Annotated in this window: 17 protein-coding genes; 12 read left to right on the forward strand and 5 right to left on the reverse strand. The window is 73.1% G+C overall.

Going from position 1 to position 15,563, the window contains the following annotated elements; translation table 11 throughout:
• Positions 1–18: 18 nt before the first annotated feature.
• Positions 19–639 carry a DUF3515 domain-containing protein gene (locus tag ACQVFL_RS06855; RefSeq protein WP_431728973.1) on the reverse strand — a complete coding sequence of 207 codons (621 nt, stop codon included), beginning with the start codon at positions 637–639 and terminating at the stop codon, positions 19–21.
• Positions 640–873, reverse strand: a complete 234-nt coding sequence (locus tag ACQVFL_RS06860; protein WP_088646044.1) for an Lrp/AsnC ligand binding domain-containing protein — start codon at positions 871–873, stop codon at positions 640–642.
• 166 nt (positions 874–1,039) lie between these two features.
• On the opposite strand from ACQVFL_RS06860, the gene ACQVFL_RS06865 reads away from it, so the two are divergent.
• Both ACQVFL_RS06865 and ACQVFL_RS06870 read left to right on the forward strand, forming a co-directional pair.
• Positions 1,040–1,978 carry a thiamine-phosphate kinase gene (locus ACQVFL_RS06865; RefSeq protein WP_396691751.1) on the forward strand — a complete coding sequence of 313 codons (939 nt, stop codon included), beginning with the start codon at positions 1,040–1,042 and terminating at the stop codon, positions 1,976–1,978.
• A gap of 41 nt (positions 1,979–2,019) precedes the next feature.
• Complete coding sequence (locus ACQVFL_RS06870; protein WP_431728974.1) at positions 2,020–2,487, forward strand: GNAT family N-acetyltransferase; 468 nt, start codon at positions 2,020–2,022, stop codon at positions 2,485–2,487.
• Positions 2,488–2,639: 152 nt separating this feature from the next.
• Here the strand turns inward: ACQVFL_RS06870 and rpmB are convergent, their stop codons facing one another.
• On the reverse strand, positions 2,640–2,831 hold the full coding sequence (gene rpmB / locus ACQVFL_RS06875; RefSeq protein WP_093401721.1) for a 50S ribosomal protein L28: 192 nt from the start codon (positions 2,829–2,831) through the stop codon (positions 2,640–2,642).
• A 296-nt stretch (positions 2,832–3,127) separates the two neighbouring features.
• Between rpmB and ACQVFL_RS06880 the strand changes: the two genes are divergently transcribed.
• Both ACQVFL_RS06880 and recG read left to right on the forward strand, forming a co-directional pair.
• On the forward strand, positions 3,128–4,834 hold the full coding sequence (locus tag ACQVFL_RS06880) for a DAK2 domain-containing protein (RefSeq protein ID WP_431729783.1): 1,707 nt from the start codon (positions 3,128–3,130) through the stop codon (positions 4,832–4,834).
• On the forward strand, positions 4,831–7,041 hold the full coding sequence (gene recG / locus ACQVFL_RS06885) for an ATP-dependent DNA helicase RecG (protein ID WP_431728975.1): 2,211 nt from the start codon (positions 4,831–4,833) through the stop codon (positions 7,039–7,041). Before ACQVFL_RS06880 ends, recG begins: the two co-directional genes overlap by 4 nt.
• Before the next feature lie 247 nt (positions 7,042–7,288).
• Here the strand turns inward: recG and ACQVFL_RS06890 are convergent, their stop codons facing one another.
• Positions 7,289–8,791 (reverse strand): cell wall anchor protein, encoded by a 1,503-nt coding sequence (locus ACQVFL_RS06890; RefSeq protein ID WP_396691747.1) that lies wholly within the window; start codon positions 8,789–8,791, stop codon positions 7,289–7,291.
• A 339-nt stretch (positions 8,792–9,130) separates the two neighbouring features.
• On the opposite strand from ACQVFL_RS06890, the gene rsmD reads away from it, so the two are divergent.
• The 8 genes from rsmD to mutM all read left to right on the forward strand — a co-directional run bounded on the left by rsmD (position 9,131) and on the right by mutM (position 14,567).
• Positions 9,131–9,694 (forward strand): 16S rRNA (guanine(966)-N(2))-methyltransferase RsmD, encoded by a 564-nt coding sequence (gene rsmD, locus ACQVFL_RS06895; protein ID WP_396691746.1) that lies wholly within the window; start codon positions 9,131–9,133, stop codon positions 9,692–9,694.
• On the forward strand, positions 9,691–10,173 hold the full coding sequence (coaD, locus tag ACQVFL_RS06900; RefSeq protein WP_396691745.1) for a pantetheine-phosphate adenylyltransferase: 483 nt from the start codon (positions 9,691–9,693) through the stop codon (positions 10,171–10,173). The genes rsmD and coaD overlap by 4 nt, the downstream gene beginning before the upstream one ends.
• Positions 10,174–10,375: 202 nt before the next feature.
• Entirely contained in the window at positions 10,376–10,873 is a 498-nt protein-coding gene (locus ACQVFL_RS06905) for a hypothetical protein (RefSeq protein ID WP_131054984.1), read from the forward strand.
• Between the two features lie 200 nt (positions 10,874–11,073).
• Complete coding sequence (locus tag ACQVFL_RS06910) at positions 11,074–11,637, forward strand: YceD family protein (protein WP_396691744.1); 564 nt, start codon at positions 11,074–11,076, stop codon at positions 11,635–11,637.
• A gap of 5 nt (positions 11,638–11,642) precedes the next feature.
• Complete coding sequence (gene rpmF, locus ACQVFL_RS06915) at positions 11,643–11,816, forward strand: 50S ribosomal protein L32 (RefSeq protein ID WP_091435485.1); 174 nt, start codon at positions 11,643–11,645, stop codon at positions 11,814–11,816.
• Positions 11,817–11,945: 129 nt separating this feature from the next.
• The gene (locus ACQVFL_RS06920) at positions 11,946–12,899 is read left to right on the forward strand and encodes a phosphate acyltransferase PlsX (RefSeq protein WP_396691906.1); all 954 of its coding nucleotides are present in this window, start codon (positions 11,946–11,948) and stop codon (positions 12,897–12,899) included.
• The gene (gene rnc, locus ACQVFL_RS06925) at positions 12,896–13,717 is read left to right on the forward strand and encodes a ribonuclease III (protein WP_396691743.1); all 822 of its coding nucleotides are present in this window, start codon (positions 12,896–12,898) and stop codon (positions 13,715–13,717) included. The genes ACQVFL_RS06920 and rnc overlap by 4 nt, the downstream gene beginning before the upstream one ends.
• Complete coding sequence (gene mutM / locus ACQVFL_RS06930; RefSeq protein WP_396691742.1) at positions 13,710–14,567, forward strand: bifunctional DNA-formamidopyrimidine glycosylase/DNA-(apurinic or apyrimidinic site) lyase; 858 nt, start codon at positions 13,710–13,712, stop codon at positions 14,565–14,567. The genes rnc and mutM overlap by 8 nt, the downstream gene beginning before the upstream one ends.
• A gap of 42 nt (positions 14,568–14,609) precedes the next feature.
• On the opposite strand, the gene ACQVFL_RS06935 is transcribed toward mutM, so the two are convergent.
• A complete protein-coding gene (locus ACQVFL_RS06935; RefSeq protein ID WP_431728976.1) occupies positions 14,610–15,443 on the reverse strand; it encodes an endo alpha-1,4 polygalactosaminidase in 834 nt (277 codons plus the stop codon).
• Positions 15,444–15,563 lie beyond the last annotated feature (120 nt).

The following is a 15,563-nucleotide window of genomic DNA, read 5'->3' on the forward strand; positions in this document are numbered from 1 at the left end:
CCGCCGCCGACGGGTGGGTCAGGCGGTGCAGCCGGTGGGCTTCGTGTCGGCCGACGGGATCGACTCGACGACGGTCTCGGAGATCGGGGCGGCCCACTGCAACGCCTCGCCGTAGAAGTGCGGCACCCGCAGGGTCACCTCCGTCTCCCGGTCGACCGTGGTCAGCTCCGTCGCGTCCGGGCCCTCCACCGCATACCAGCAGACCGAGTTGACCAGGTAGAGGTGCGCGTCGCGGGCCAGGGCGGGCCGGTCGGCGCCGCAGGCCACCGTCAGCGCCGGGTCGCCGTACGCGGCGTTCTGCTCGGGACCGGCCGATACCGGCCGCTGCGGCAGGTCACGGACGGTGTCCGGCAACTGTGAGAGCAGGGCACGACACACCACGGTCGGTCGTTCGGCCAGCTCCGGGGCGGCCATCTCGACCGGGGCGGTGGACCGGGGATCGGCCGTGCTCGGCGACGCCGTGGGCGCGGCGGTCGGCTCACTCGACGGCAGGTTGGCCCAGGCGACCGCGCCCACCAGCAACGCCACCGGCAGCGCCACGGCGGTGGCGATCAGCGCGGCGGAGCGGGTGGTCCGGTCGGGCTTCTCCGCGTCCTCGGCGCGGTCGCCGTCGGCCGCCTTCTCGGTGGTCTCGTCCACTTACAGTCGCACCACCGAACAGGTCAGGGTGCGGGTGATGCCCGGCACCATCTGCACATTGCTGACGATGAGCTTGCCCAGCTCATCGACGGTGTTGGCCTCGGTGAGCACGACCACGTCGTACGGCCCGGTGACGGCGTCGACCCGGACCACACCGGCGAGATCCGCGATGAGACCGGCCACGTCACGTGCCCGACCGACCTCTGTCTGGATGAGGATGTACGCCTGTACCACGCTCGACCTCCCTCCGTCGCCGCCGTCAAGCGGCCCGAAGGGAGAAAGTACCTTACGGACCAGGGGTGATCCCTATCGGTGGCCAAGGAGAAGCAGTGAGCGAGCGAGCGGAGCGGCTCCACGCGACGACGTCCCGTGTCGGCACGGGGCGTGACGGAGCAGTGGCGTGAGCGTGGCGGGTGTCGGCGAGTTCGGACTGATCGACCGGGTGACCTCCCGCCTGTCGTACGGCGACACGGTGCTGCTCGGCCCCGGTGACGACGCGGCGGTGGTCGCCGCGCCCGACGCCCGGGTGGTCGCCTCCACGGACGTCCTGGTGGAGGGGCGGCACTTCCGCCGGGACTGGTCCGGCGCGTACGACATCGGGCGCCGGGCGGCGGCGGCGAACCTCGCGGATGTGGTGGCGATGGGCGCCGACCCTACCGCGCTGCTGGTGGCGCTCTGCGTACCCGCCGACGCGGACACCGGCTGGGTCGAGCAGCTCGCCGACGGGCTCGGTGCCGAGGCGGCCGAGGTCGGCGCCAGCGTGGTGGGCGGGGACATGTCGGCCAGCCCCACCCTGACCATCGCGGTCACCGCCCTCGGCGACCTGGGCGGCCGTGCCCCGGTGACCCGGGGCGGCGCGCGGTCCGGGGACGTCGTCGCCCTGGCCGGCCGCACCGGGTACGCGGCGGCCGGGTTCACCGTGCTCTCCCGAGGGTTCCGGACGCCCCGGCTGCTCGTCGAGGCGTACCGGCGGCCGGAGGTGCCCTATCCGGCCGGACCGCAGGCCGCCCGGCTCGGCGCCACCGCGATGATCGACGTCTCGGACGGGTTGCTCGCCGACCTCGGGCACGTGGCGAGGGCCAGCGGGGTGAGTGTCGACCTCACCCGGGACGCCTTCGAGGTGCCGCCGCAGATGCGGGACGCCGCCCAGGCGCTCGGCGTCGACCCGTACGCCTGGTTGCTGGCCGGTGGTGACGACCACGCCCTGGTGGCGACCTTCCCGCCGACCACGGCGCTGCCCGCCGAGTGGCGGGTGGTCGGCCTGGTGGGGGAGGGTTCCGGGGTGACCGTGGACGGGCGGCCGTTCGACGGTCCGGGCGGCTGGGATCACTTCCGGTGACCCCGCCCGGTAAGGGGCAGGAGGGGTCGTACCCTTTACCTGTGCAGCAGATCGAGATCCACGTGGTGCCCTTCGACTCCCCGGTCGCGCAGCGGTTGATCACCGCCGCACTGGCCGACCTGGGCGCCCGGTACGGCGGCAGCGGCGACGAGACCCCGGTCGACCCCGCCGAGTTCGTCTCTCCGGCCGGGGCGTTCCTGGTCGCTCACCTGGACGGGCAGCCGGTCGGCTGCGGCGGCTGGCGCAGCCACGGCGACCAGGGCGACACCGCCGAGTTGAAGCGGATGTACACCGCGCCGCAGGCCCGTGGTCGAGGGGTGGCCCGGACCGTGCTCGCGGCCATCGAGCGCTCGGCCCGCGAGCACGGCCGCAAGCGGCTCATCCTGGAGTGCGGCGACCGGCAGCCCGAGGCGATCGCGATGTACACCGGTGCCGGCTACGAGCGGATTCCCAACTTCGGGTTCTACGCCGACGCGCCCGGCTGCCTGTCGTTCGGCCGCACACTCTGACGGTTGCTTTGTAAGGAAGGGTCCCCTGCTAACGCCTGGTGTATAGCAGGGGACCCTTCCTTACACCGTGCGACGCGCGTCTTCCGGGCGCGGACACGACGATGCCGGTGGGCCATCGGCCCACCGGCATCGAACGACAGTGTGATCCCGCGTCAGGCGCGGGCGACCTTGCCCGCCTTGATGCAGGACGTGCAGACCTTCAGCTTCTTGGTCGTGCCGCCACCGGCGGGGGTACGCACCGACTGGATGTTCGGGTTCCAGCGGCGGTTGGTCCGCCGGTGCGAGTGGGACACGTTGTGGCCGAAGCCCGGTCCCTTGCCACAGACGTCGCACACGCTAGCCACGGGATACTCCTGGGTTTGAAACGTTCATGAGGTCGCCGGCAGGTGCTGCCCGGGCAACCTGGCCAGGGTACCCGATGGTTGATCGGGCTGCCCAATCGCCCCCGGCGGGCACCGTCGGCCGCCCTCGACGGCGTCGGGAGCGGCCGGCCGGGATCCGGCAGACTCGCCCGCAGGGCGGCGGCCCGACGGTGCGGGTGGGTCGGCACGGAGATCCCGACCGCGACGTGACACGCCCGGCGACTGTCAGCCTACGCCAGTAGGCTTCCACCGTGCTGGACACCCTCGATGCCGCCGCCGTGCGCCGCTGGTGTGCCAGCGGGCTGGCCACGCTCAAGCGGCACCAGCGGGAGATCGACGACCTGAACGTCTATCCGGTGCCCGACGGTGACACCGGCACCAACCTGGTGCTCACCCTCACCTCGGCCCAGCAGGCCCTGACGATGGACCTCGACACCGGTGCGGACGGCACCTCGACCGCGCACGGGCACGCCCTGCGGTTGCTGGCCCGGGGCGCCCTGCTCGGGGCCCGGGGGAACTCCGGCGTGATCCTGTCGCAGATCCTGCGCGGCCTCGCCGACGCGCTGGGCCCCGTCCCCGAGGTGCGCGGCCGGGAACTGGCCGTCGCCCTGCGCGCGGCGAGCGACGCGGCGTACGCGGCGGTGGCCCGGCCGGCGGAGGGCACCCTGCTGACCGTGGCGTCCGCCGCCGCCGACGCGGCCGAGCGGGCCGCCGACGGCGAGCTGCCCCGGGTGACGCGGGCCGCCGCGTCCGGCGCGGCGACGGCCCTGGCGCGTACGCCCGAGCAACTGCCGGCGCTGGCCCGCGCCGGAGTGGTCGACGCCGGTGGGCGGGGGCTCTGCCTGCTGTTGGACGCGTTGGTCGAGGTGGTCACCGGGGAGCGCCCGGTGGCGGGCACGCCGACCGCCCGGCCGGTGCCGTCGGTCGCCGCAGGGGAGAGCACGTCCACCGGGTACGCCTACGAGGTGCAGTTCCTCCTCGACGCCGAGCCCGAGGCGGTCCGCCGGATGCGCGCCGAGTTGGCCGCGCTCGGCGACTCGCTGGTGGTGGTGGGGGACGGCAGCCCGACCGGTGGCACCTGGCAGGTGCACGTGCACGTCGACGACATCGGGGCGGCGATCGAGGCGGGCGTGGTGGCCGGTCGCCCATATCAGATCTCGGTGACCCGCTTCGCCGACCAACGGGCCCCCGAGGCGACCCCGGCCTCCGCCGCCGCCGCAGCCCTCGACCACACCCCGGCGCCCGGCGCGACTCCGGTGCCCGGCGCGACCCTGGCCGCCGAACCGGTCTCGGCGCACGACGCGGTCCGGGCAGCCGCGCCGGGCCCGGCGCCGGACGGTCGGGGTGCCGTGGTGGTGGCCGCCGGACCGGGCATCGCCGAGCTGCTGGCCGGGGAGGGGGCGGTGGTGGTGCCCGGCAACCCGTCGACCGGCGAACTGCTCGACGCGGTCCGGGCGACCGGGGCGGCGCGGGTCGTGGTGCTGCCCAACGACCCGAACGCGCAGGCGGTGGCGAACCAGGTCGCCGTCCGGGCGCACCGGTCGGGCGTGAAGGTCAGCGTGGTGCCCACCCGGTCGCCGGTGCAGGCGCTCGCCGCGCTCGCCGTCCGTGACCCGGCCCGTCGCTTCGAGGACGACGTGATCGCGATGGCCGAGGCCGCCGGGGCCTGCCGGCACGCGGAGGTGTGCCGGGCCGGACGGGACGCGCTCACCGTCGCCGGTCCGTGCCGGGCCGGTGACGTACTCGCCCTGGTCGAGGGAGAGGTCCACCTGATCGGCACCGATCTGGTGGAGACCAGCGTCGCCCTGGTCGACCGGATGCTCGGCGGCGGCGGCGAACTGGTCACCCTGCTCGTCGGCGCGGACGCGCCGGACGGGCTGGCCGAGGCGGTGCGTACGCACATCGTCGGCCGGTGGCCCTTCGTGGAGGTGCACACGTATCCGGGCGGACAGCCGCGTTTTCCCCTGTTGGTAGGTGTCGAATGACCTCGGACGCGTCCACCGTGGACACGCCGCTCAAGAAGCTCGTCGGTGACCGGACCGCCAAGGCGCTCGCCGGTCACCTCGACCTGCACACCGCCGGGGACCTGCTCTACCACTTCCCGCGCCGGTACGACGAGCGCGGCGAGCACACCGACATCCGCGCGCTCGACGTCGGCGAGCAGGTCACCGTGCTGGCCCAGGTGCAGCGCACCGCGGTCCGTCCGATGCGCCAGCGCCGGGGCAACCTGCTGGAGGTGATTGTCGGCGACGGTTCCGGCGGCACGCTCACCCTCACCTTCTTCGGCAACCAGGCGTGGCGGGAACGGGAGCTGCGCCCGGGGCGGTGGGGCATGTTCGCCGGCAAGGTCACCGAGTTCCGTGGCAAGCGGCAGCTCAACGGACCGGAGTACGTGCTGCTCGGCGACCAGACCGACGGGGAGGCCGCGGCCAACGAGCAGGTGGAGGAGTTCGCCGGTGCGCTGATCCCGGTCTACCCGGCGGCTGCCGCCGTACCGACCTGGGTGATCGCCCGCTGCGTACGGGTGGTGCTGGACACGGTCGAGCCGCCGGAGGACCCGCTGCCCGCCACCGTGCGGGCCACCCGCAACCTGATCGGCCTCGGCACCGCCCTGCGGGAGATCCACCGGCCGTCCAGCCGCGACGACCTGTACCGGGCCCGACGCCGGTTGAAGTGGGACGAGGCGTTCGCCGTGCAGTTGACCCTGGTACGCCGCAAGCAGCAGGCCGCCGCCTGGCCGGCCCGGTCCCGCCCGGCGCGGCAGGGCGGGCTGCTCGACGCGTTCGACGCCCGGCTGCCGTACGACCTCACCGGTGGTCAGCGCGACGTCGGCGTGGAGATCGCGGCCGACCTGGCGACGAACCACCCGATGCACCGCCTGTTGCAGGGCGAGGTCGGTTCCGGCAAGACGGTGGTGGCGCTGCGGGCCATGCTCCAGGTGGTGGACGCCGGTGGACAGGCCGCGCTGCTGGCCCCGACGGAGGTGCTCGCCGCCCAGCACCACCGGGGCATGCTCGACCTGCTCGGCCCGCTGGCGCAGGCGGGTCAGCTCGGTGCCGCCGAGCACGCCACCCGGGTGGAACTGGTCACCGGCTCGCTGGGCGCGGCGGCGCGACGGCGGGCGCTGGCCGAGGTCGCCAGCGGGGCGGCGGGCATCGTGCTCGGCACCCACGCCCTGCTCTACGAGGGTGTCGACTTCGCCGACCTGGGCCTGGTGGTGGTCGACGAGCAGCACCGGTTCGGCGTCGAGCAGCGGGACGCGCTGCGGGCCAAGGCCGACCAACCGCCGCACGTGCTGGTGATGACCGCCACGCCGATCCCTCGGACGGTGGCCATGACGGTCTACGGCGACCTGGAGATCTCCACGCTGTCCCAGCTTCCGCAGGGCCGCTCGCCGATCGCCTCGCACGTGGTGCCGGCCGCCGAGAAGCCCGCCTTCCTCGACCGGGCCTGGCGTCGACTGCGCGAGGAGGTCGGCAAGGGGCATCAGGCGTACGTGGTGTGTCCGCGGATCGGGGAGGCGGACGCGAAGTCCGGCGGCGAGGAGGAGCCGCCGGAGCTGGACGACAACGGCCGCCGTCCGCCGCTGGCGGTGACCGAGGTCGCCCCGCTGCTGGCCGAGGGACCACTGCACGGGGTACGCATCGGCGTCCTGCACGGTCGACTGCCCGCCGACGAGAAGGACGCGGTGATGCGGTCCTTCGCCGCCGGGGAGCTGGACGTCCTGGTGGCCACGACCGTGGTCGAGGTCGGGGTGAACGTGCCCAACGCGACGATGATGGTGGTGCTGGACGCCGACCGGTTCGGCGTCTCCCAGTTGCACCAGCTCCGGGGACGGGTGGGCCGGGGCAGCGCACCCGGGCTCTGCCTGCTGGTCAGCGAGGCGACCGAGGGCAGCAGCGCCCGGGAGCGGTTGGACGCGGTCGCCTCGACCACGGACGGTTTCAAGCTCGCGGAACTCGACCTGGAGCAGCGGCGGGAGGGCGATGTGCTGGGCGCGACGCAGTCCGGCCGCCGTTCGCACCTGCGGCTGTTGTCGCTGCTGCGTGACGCGGACCTGATCCGGGACGCGCGGACGGAGGCGATCGAGATGGTCGAGGAGGACCCCGACCTGGCCCGGCACCCGGCCCTGGCCGCGTCGGTCGCCGCCCTGGTCGACGAGGACCGCGCCGAGTACCTCGAAAAGGGCTGAACTCCCGCGCTGCACGCCCGCGCCACACGCCTGCGCTGATCACGCTCGATCAGGGATCGAGTGGCCTCGGCGCGGCTGGAAAGCACTCGATCCTGGATCGAGCACCATCACCGGGCCGCGACGTGTGCCGGGACCGGGCAGGGGCGCCTACGCCGAGGGCGCGCCGACCGGGTGGTCGACGCGCCCTCGGGACTCACACCTCGTCGGGGTCCCGCCTCAGTCGCGGGAGGGGCCCCTCAGACTCGGCTCAGGCGGTGAAGTGGATCCGACGCCGCCGGGCCATCACGAACAGCACCGCGCCGACCGCCAGCAGGGCGATCGCGCCCGCGGCGATGCCGCCGGCCGCCGCACCGGTCACCGGCAGGCCCGGGGGCTCCTCGCCGCCACCGCCACCGCCGCAGTCCTCGGGGGCGTAGACGACCTCGAGCTCCAGGTCGAGTTCGGGCAGGACGACCAGCGCGGTCTCCTCGTCACCGGCCTTGAAGGTGACCTTCTCCGAGGTGCCCGGCGCGACGGTCCGGGTCTCGGTCTTGTCGCCGTAGGTGAACTCCACCTTGACCGGCACGCCACCCTCCGGGTTCGAGGCGGTCAGCGCGAAGGTCTCGCAGTCGGCGTCGGTGGTGACGGTCGGCAGCGGGCAGTCCTCGGGGCGCTGCCACGTGTAGGTGCCGCCCTCGATGACCGCACCGTCGACGAGGACCTCGATCTTGCCGGCGTTCTCGGCGGGCACCACGGTCTCGTTGTCGGCCTTGCCCGGCTCGACGGTGACCTTCTTGGACCAGCCGTTCTCGCCGCGTACCTCGAACTCGACGGCGTAGCGGGAGAGCGAACCGTCGTTGCTCAGCGAGACGGTCACCGTGCCGTCGCAGGACGAGGCGAAGGTGGAGGCCGGGGTGGTGCAGTTCTTGTTGCCGCCGTTGTACCAGCCGGGCGGGCCGGACGAGCGGTTGCCGGGGGCACCCTTCTCGCCGAGCTTCTTGTTGCCGTAGCGCTTGCCGTTCTCGACCAGCGGGTCGATGACCTCGTCCAGGCCGCCCCAGATCAGGTCGACCTGGGTGTGGCACTCCGGGACACCGACGTTCAGTTCGATCTCGGTCTGGGTGCCGCCGAGGAAGTCGCTGGCCGGCGTGCCGTAGACGTACTGCGGGGTGGCGAACTGCGGGCGCGGCGCGAAGTACGACACCAGCGTGAAGTACTGCTTCGCGTCACCGCAGAGCGGCAGGTCGCCCTCCAGCTTCACGGTCGCGGTGCCCTTGGGGCCGTCGAACGTGTGGCTGTACTTGGCGTCGCTGGCGGCGACGCACTTGGGCGCGGGGGCGCACGCAGCGTCGGCGGCCAGGTTGATGCTGCCCTTGTTGGTCTGCTCCCGCCGGTTGTCCCAGCGGCCCTCGACGACGAGCTCGGCGGTCGCGGTGTCGCCCGGCACCCGCTGCACGGCCTCGACGAAGCCGCCTCGTGGGATCGCCACGCCCTGCAGGTCGACGGCCTCGGCGCCCGGCACGAGCACCTGGACCTTCGTCGAGGGGGAGGCCGTCACCTTCTTGATGGTGGCGGCGGTCCTGCGCTCGCTGTTGACCACCTTCCACGTGATCACCCGCTCGCCACTGAGCTGGTCGCAGACGGCGGTGGCGGTGATGGTGGTGTGGTGGGCGGCGGCCGGGGTGGCCACAGCCGCTGCTCCGGTCATGCCGATGAGGGCGGCTGCCAGGACAGCCAGCGGTCGCCGGAGCGACAGCTTGGGTCGGATCACGCGTACTCCCGGGGTGAAGAAGCGTCGGGGTCGGCACAGGTGGACGGACGGCGCCGGCGGAGGCTGCCGCGCCGGAGGAAGGTGCCACCCGTGTCGATGGCCGGCGATGATATGTGGCCGGCACCGGGGCAGACCCTAGCGAGATCGTGTGGAACGGGACAGTCCTCAGCGGGGGCTAAGGATGATGTTATGAATGCGAGATCATTGATATACGGCGGGTGATGGATCGAGGGCTGTTCGCGTCCGGATCGGACGGTCGACGGGTGTCCAGAGCCGCGTACTCGTCGCCACGGTCATCGCGTCCTCGCGTAGCGTCAGGGGCATGAGCAGGAGCGAAGGGTGACCCGGATCGTGGCCGGGAGCCTCGGTGGCCGGCGGATCGCCGCGCCGCCGGGTGCCGGCACCCGGCCGACCTCGGACCGGGTACGGGAGGCGCTGTTCAGCGCGGTGCAGGCGGAGGTCGACCTGGACGGGGTGCGCTTCGCCGACCTGTACGCCGGTTCCGGCGCGGTCGGCCTGGAGGCGCTGTCCCGGGGTGCCGCCCACGTGTTGCTGGTCGAGTCGGACGCGCGTGCCGCGCGGGTGATCCGGGAGAACATCGCGGTGCTGCGGGCCGGGCCCGCGGCGCGACTGGTCGCCGGTAAGGTCGCCACCGTGCTGGCCGGCGGGCCGGAGGGCGACCCGTACGACGTGGTCTTCGCCGACCCGCCGTACGCGCTGCCGGACGACGGCGTCACCGCGATGCTCGCCGGTCTGGTCGACGGCGGCTGGCTCGCGCCGGACGCCCTGCTGGTGGTCGAGCGCTCCAGTCGCGGCAACCCGGTCGAGTGGGTGGAGGGCGTCACTGGCCTGCGCAGTCGCCGGTACGGCGAGACCACCCTTTGGTACGGTCGCCGATCATGAGACGTGCGGTGTGTCCCGGCTCGTTCGACCCGGTCACCAACGGTCACCTCGACATCATCGGTCGGGCCAGCCGGCTGTTCGACGAGGTGATCGTCGGTGTGCTCATCAACCAGTCGAAAACGGGCGTGTTCACTGTCGAGGAGCGGATCGAGATGCTCCGCGAGGTGACCGCCTCCTACGACAACGTGCGCGTGGAGTCGTTCCGCGGGCTGCTGGTGGACTTCTGCCGGACCCAGCGGGCGACGGTGTTGATCAAGGGCATCCGGGCGGTCAGCGACTTCGACTACGAGTTGCAGATGGCCCAGATGAACATCGGCCTCGCCGGGGTCGAGACGTTGTTCATGCCGACCAACCCGCTCTACTCCTTCCTCTCCTCCAGCCTGGTCAAGGACGTGGCCAAGTGGGGCGGCGACGTCAGCCCGCACGTCCCCGACCTGGTCCGTGAGGCGTTGAAGGCCCGCCTGACCCCGCCGACCTGACGCGTACCCGCCGAGAACCCGGCGGCCCTCGGCGTCGCGCGCCACCCGGGACACGGGTGCCGGACGGGGTCGCGCGCGACGCGCCGGGAGAGGGGGTGGGGTGTCGTGCGGGTGCCGGGACGACATCATTGGATGAAGCGGGAACTTGGCCGCAGCCCGCATGATGTAGGTCGGCCCGACGAACGACAGGAGTGAGGTACCGGTGGACCCGCTCGACCGCATCGACGAAATGATCGCCATGGTGGAGCAGGCGCGCTCCGTGCCCATGTCGCGCAACAACTGCATGGTCGATCGGGGCGAGATGATCGCGGCCCTGGACGAGCTGCGTGCCGAGCTGCCCGCCGACCTGCGTCGCGCCGCTGCCCTGCTGGAGGAGCGGGACAAGATCATGGAGGCGGGCAAGCGGGAGGCGGACCGGATCATCAGCGAGGGTGAGGCGGAACACGCCCGCCTGGTCTCGGTGAACGAGATCACGGTCTCCGCCGAGCACGAGGGTGCCCGGATCATCGCCGAGGCGCGTGCCGAGGCGCAGCGCCTGCGCGAGGAGGTCGACGACTACGTCGACACCGCCCTGGCCAACTTCGAGCAGTTCCTCACCCGGGCGCTGGCCTCCATCGAACGCGGCCGGGACAAGATGCACGCGCTGCGCGAGATCGGCACCTTCGGCGGTGACGAGGCGGAGCGCCCACTGCCCTTCTGACCCCACGGTCGGTACCCGCCGGTGCGGGCGTACCGCCGCCGAGCCTGTCGCTGACGCGGCCCGGCGGCCAGCCCGTCCCGGCCGGTGCCGCCGATGGCATCCCGCCGACGCCGGGGTAGCCCAGGCCGGCCCCGGTTCGACGGTGGGCCGCCGGTGCAGGTAACCTCGTTTGTCGGCCTCTCACCGGCCGGAGTCTGACTATGCCCAAGAATTCACCCATTTCACTCGACCCCAGGTCGCCGCTGGTCCTCGACACGAGGGAGCTACCGCGCCGGCCTGGTGCGTTGCGTACCGTCAAACGGGTGGTCCCGGCACCGGCGGACCTCGGCGTGGAGTTGATCGGCGTGCCGGAGGGCGCGGACCTCGACCTCGATCTGCGGACGGAGTCGGTGTCCGAGGGCGTGCTCGTCTCGGGGACCGTCAGCGGTCCGGTCCGGGGCGAGTGCGGGCGCTGCCTGCGCGAGATCAACGACTCGGTGTCGGTGACGATCCAGGAGCTGTACGCGTACGAGAACAGCACCACGGACGTCACCACCGAGGATGACGAGGTCGGCCGGATGCAGGGAGATCTGATCGACCTGGAACCGGCGGTGCGGGACGCGGTGGTGCTCGCGCTGCCGACCAACCCGCTCTGCCGCCAGGACTGCCCGGGCCTGTGCCCCGACTGTGGGGTGCACCTGGACGATCTGCCGGCCGATCACAGCCACCAGCAGATCGACCCGCGTTGGGCGGGCCTGTCGCAACTGACCCGTACAGAGGAGTAAGAACCGTGGCCGTCCCCAAGCGCAAGATGTCGCGCAGCAACACCCGGTCCCGCCGGGCGAACTGGAAGGCCGCGGCGGTCGCGACCGTGGCCTGCCCGCAGTGCAAGTCCGCGAAGCTGCCGCACGCCGCCTGCTCCGTCTGCGGCACCTACAACGGCCGCCAGGTCCTCGAGGTCTGACCTGGACGCCGAGTGACGTCTCCGACCACGGGTCGGGCGACGCGCACACCCCGGCGATCGCCCGGTACTCCCGCCGACGCCGGCCGGCTCGCGCCGGCCGGCGTCGCGACGGAGCCGGGCACCGCACGGATCGCCGTTGACCTCCTCGGCGGGGACGACGCTCCCGCCGTCGTGGTGGACGGCGCTCTGCGGGCGGTGCGCGCCGACCCTCACCTGCATCTGCTGCTCGTCGGCCCGACCGAGGTGGCCGGCGTGCTGATCCATGCCCTCGACCCGGCCGAACGCGCCCGGGTCACCGTCCGGCCCGCGCGGACCGCTGTCGACATGGCCGACGAACTGGTCACCGCGCGGACCGACTCCACCGTCCGGGCGGCCGTCGCGGCCGTGCGCGCCGGCCAGGCCGACGCGCTGGTCTCCGCCGGGTCCACCGGCGCGACCGTCGCCGCCGCCGCACTGGGCCTGGGCCGGTGGCCCGAGGTCCGCCGTCCGGCGCTCGCCGCCGTCCTGCCCGCCGTCTCCGGACCGGTGGTGCTGCTCGACGTCGGCGGTTCGCTGGAACCCAGCCCGGCCACGCTGGTCCGGCACGCCGTGCTCGGCGCCGCCTACGCCGGTGCCGCCCACGGCGTCGTCGCACCCCGGGTGGGTCTGCTCTCGGTGGGCACCGAGGCGGGCAAGGGCGACCGGGCCCGCCGGCTCACCGATCCCGTGCTCAGCACCGTGACCCTGCCCGCCGACGCCCGCTACGTCGGCATGGTCGAGGGGTACGACGTCTGCGTCGGCACGCGTGCCGATGTGGTGGTCACCGACGGGTTCACCGGTAACGTGCTGCTCAAAGCCATCGAGGGCGCGTACGCCATGGCTGGTGGACCGCCGCCCGGCGGGGGTGCGCCCCGGGCGGCCGCCCTGCTCGGCGTGGGTGGGACGGTGGTCGTCTGCCACGGTGCCGCCCGCCCCGACGACATCTCCTCCGGCATCGCCCTGGCCGCCCACCTCTGGCGTCGCGACGCCACCGACCGGGTCGCCGCGCTGCTCGCCGGCCACCGCACCGACCGCACCACCGACACCGAGGTACGCACATCATGAGCAACGACAAGCGGCGGAGGCCCTCCGTCGGCCACCTGGAAGCCGCCTTCGGCGTGACGCTGGACCCGGACCTGCTGGAGCGCGCACTCACCCACCGCTCCTACGCGTACGAGAACGGTGGTCTGCCCACCAACGAGCGGCTGGAGTTCCTCGGCGACTCGGTGCTCGGCGTGGTGATCACCACTGCGCTGTTCCACAACCATCCGGACCTGCCCGAGGGGCAGTTGGCCAAGTTGCGGGCCAGCGTGGTGAACATGCGCGCCCTCGCCGAGGTGGCCCGTGGTCTGGGCCCGGACGGCCTCGGCCCGTACCTGCTGCTGGGCAAGGGCGAGGAGACCACCGGCGGTCGGGACAAGGCGAGCATCCTCGCCGACACCCTGGAGGCGCTGCTCGGGGCGATCTACCTCCAGTACGGCCTGGACACCGCCGCGATCGTGATCCACCGGCTGTTCGACCCGCTGATGGCCGAGTCGGCCGGCCGGGGGGCCGCGCTGGACTGGAAGACCAGCCTCCAGGAGTTGACCGCAGCCCTCGGGCTCGGGGTCCCGGAATACCGTATCGAGGGCACCGGCCCGGACCACCTCAAGACCTTCACCGCCTGGGTGGTGGTCGCCGGGAACCGGTACGGCGGCGCCGACGGGCGCAGCAAGAAGGAGGCCGAGCAACGGGCGGCCGAGTCCGCCTGGCGGATGTTGACCGCCGACGCCGAGGCGGAGTCGAGCCCGGACGAGGCCACCGACCCGGCCGGCGAGCCGGACGCGGTGACCGTCGACGGGCGGACCGAGACCGTCGGCGAGGTCCAGGCGCACCGTGCCTGAGCTGCCCGAGGTGGAGACGGTCCGGCAGGGCCTGGCCCGCTGGGTCATCGGCCGCCGGATCGACGTGGTCGAGGTACGGCATCCCCGGGCGGTCCGCCGGCACCAGCCGGGCGGCGTCCACTTCGCCGACGTGCTGGCCGGTCGGACCGTGCTCGACGTCCGGCGGCGGGGCAAGTACCTGTGGCTCCCGCTGGACAGCGGCGACGCCGTGATCGGGCACCTCGGGATGTCCGGGCAGTTGCTGCTGCAACCGGCGGGCACCGCCGACGAGGCGCACCTGCGGGTGCGGTTCCGGTTCACCGACGACGGCCCGGAGTTGCGCTTCGTCGACCAGCGGACGTTCGGCGGTCTGTCGGTGAGCGAGGGCGGTGCCGCCCTGCCGACCGAGATAGCGCACATCGCCCGGGATCCGATGGACCCGGAGTTCTCCGACGACGAGTTCGTGGCCGCGCTGCGGCGACGGCGTACCGAGGTGAAGCGCGCGCTGCTGGACCAGACGCTGATCTCCGGTGTGGGCAACATCTACGCCGACGAGGCGTTGTGGCGGGCGGGCCTGCACGGCGCCCGGCCCACCGACGCTCTCACCGGACCGGCCGCCCGGCGGCTGCTCGGCCACGTCCGGGACGTGCTCGCCGAGGCGATCACCGCAGGTGGCACCAGCTTCGACGCGCTCTACGTCAACGTCAACGGCGAGAGCGGCTACTTCGACCGGTCGTTGAACGCGTACGGCCGGGAGGGGCAGCCCTGTCACCGGTGCGGTGCGCCGATCCGGCGGGAGGCGTTCATGAACCGCTCCTCGTACAGTTGCCCCCGCTGTCAGCCGCGCCCCCGGGGCTCGCTGCGCGGCTGACCGTCGGGGAGCCGCACGGGTTGTCGGTTCAGGGTGCCGGGGTCAGGGCGCGGGGCAGGGCAGTCGCCAGGCGTCCAGGGTGCGGTTCTTGCGGATGGAGGCGAATCCGTAGCCGACGCTGGTGACGCAGAAGTCCGCGGTGTCGCCGGTGTACTCGACGTGGAACACCGGCTTGCCGGCGTCGACGAGGGGCAGCAGCTTCTCACACCGCGCCAGCCGTACGCACTCCTCATCGACTGCGAAGTCGAGCTCGGGTGCCAGCGCGGCGACCTGCGGCAGGGCACCGAGCAGGCCGGGGGAGAGGTCGAGGGTACGGGCCAGCGCCGCCACCTGACGGTTGAACCGGAGCTGGTGGTCGAAGTCCAGCGGGAACCCGGAGCGCTGGGCGTACCCGTCGGCGTCGGCCAGCAGCACCGCGCCGAAGCCCTTGCCACGGCACAGCCGGAACCGGTCGGCCAGCACCGGACGCAGCACGTCCCACCGGCGTACGTCCAGCCAGGTGCGGTCGGTGCCGGTGGAGGTGGTGCCGCGTACCTCGGCCGGGTAGCGGCTGGCGTCCGGATCGACGGGGTGCACCGACCCGACGTGCACCTGGCAGACCAGCCGGCTGTCGCGGGCGCGTAACGCGGCGGTCTGCGCCGAGGTGGTGCGGACCGGATCGAGCACGAACACGTTCGCCGGGACCTCCGCATCCAGTTCGCCGCGCAGTTGCCACTGCCACTGCCAGTGGCGCGCCGAGGCCACCGGCCAGCTCGTGGGCGCGCCGGGCGGGGGGCGCGGAGGCCGGCAGGCGGCCGGGGCGGCGAGCACCGTGAGCGCCAGGCCGGCCGGTAGCAACCGGCGTACCCACCGCGTCCGGCCCGCCCCGATCCGCATCGCCGTCTCCGCACCTCGCGGGGCGGCGTCACACCGCCCGGGTGAGGTACGCGACGGCGTACCTCACCCGGTCAAACGAGGACAGACCCGATCAGGACTCGCAGTCCGGCCGGGACCGGC

Source organism: Verrucosispora sp. TAA-831 (assembly GCF_050780145.1).
Lineage (GTDB): Bacteria > Actinomycetota > Actinomycetes > Mycobacteriales > Micromonosporaceae > Micromonospora.

Excerpts from the sequence above, each read along its gene's own strand:
- recG (WP_431728975.1), top strand. The coding sequence starts at position 4,831 with ATGACCTCGGACGCGTCCACCGTGGACACGCCGCTCAAGAAGCTCGTC.
- coaD (WP_396691745.1), top strand. The coding sequence starts at position 9,691 with ATGAGACGTGCGGTGTGTCCCGGCTCGTTCGACCCGGTCACCAACGGT.
- ACQVFL_RS06910 (WP_396691744.1), top strand. The coding sequence starts at position 11,074 with ATGCCCAAGAATTCACCCATTTCACTCGACCCCAGGTCGCCGCTGGTC.
- rnc (WP_396691743.1), top strand. The coding sequence starts at position 12,896 with ATGAGCAACGACAAGCGGCGGAGGCCCTCCGTCGGCCACCTGGAAGCC.
- ACQVFL_RS06935 (WP_431728976.1), bottom strand. The coding sequence starts at position 15,443 with ATGCGGATCGGGGCGGGCCGGACGCGGTGGGTACGCCGGTTGCTACCG.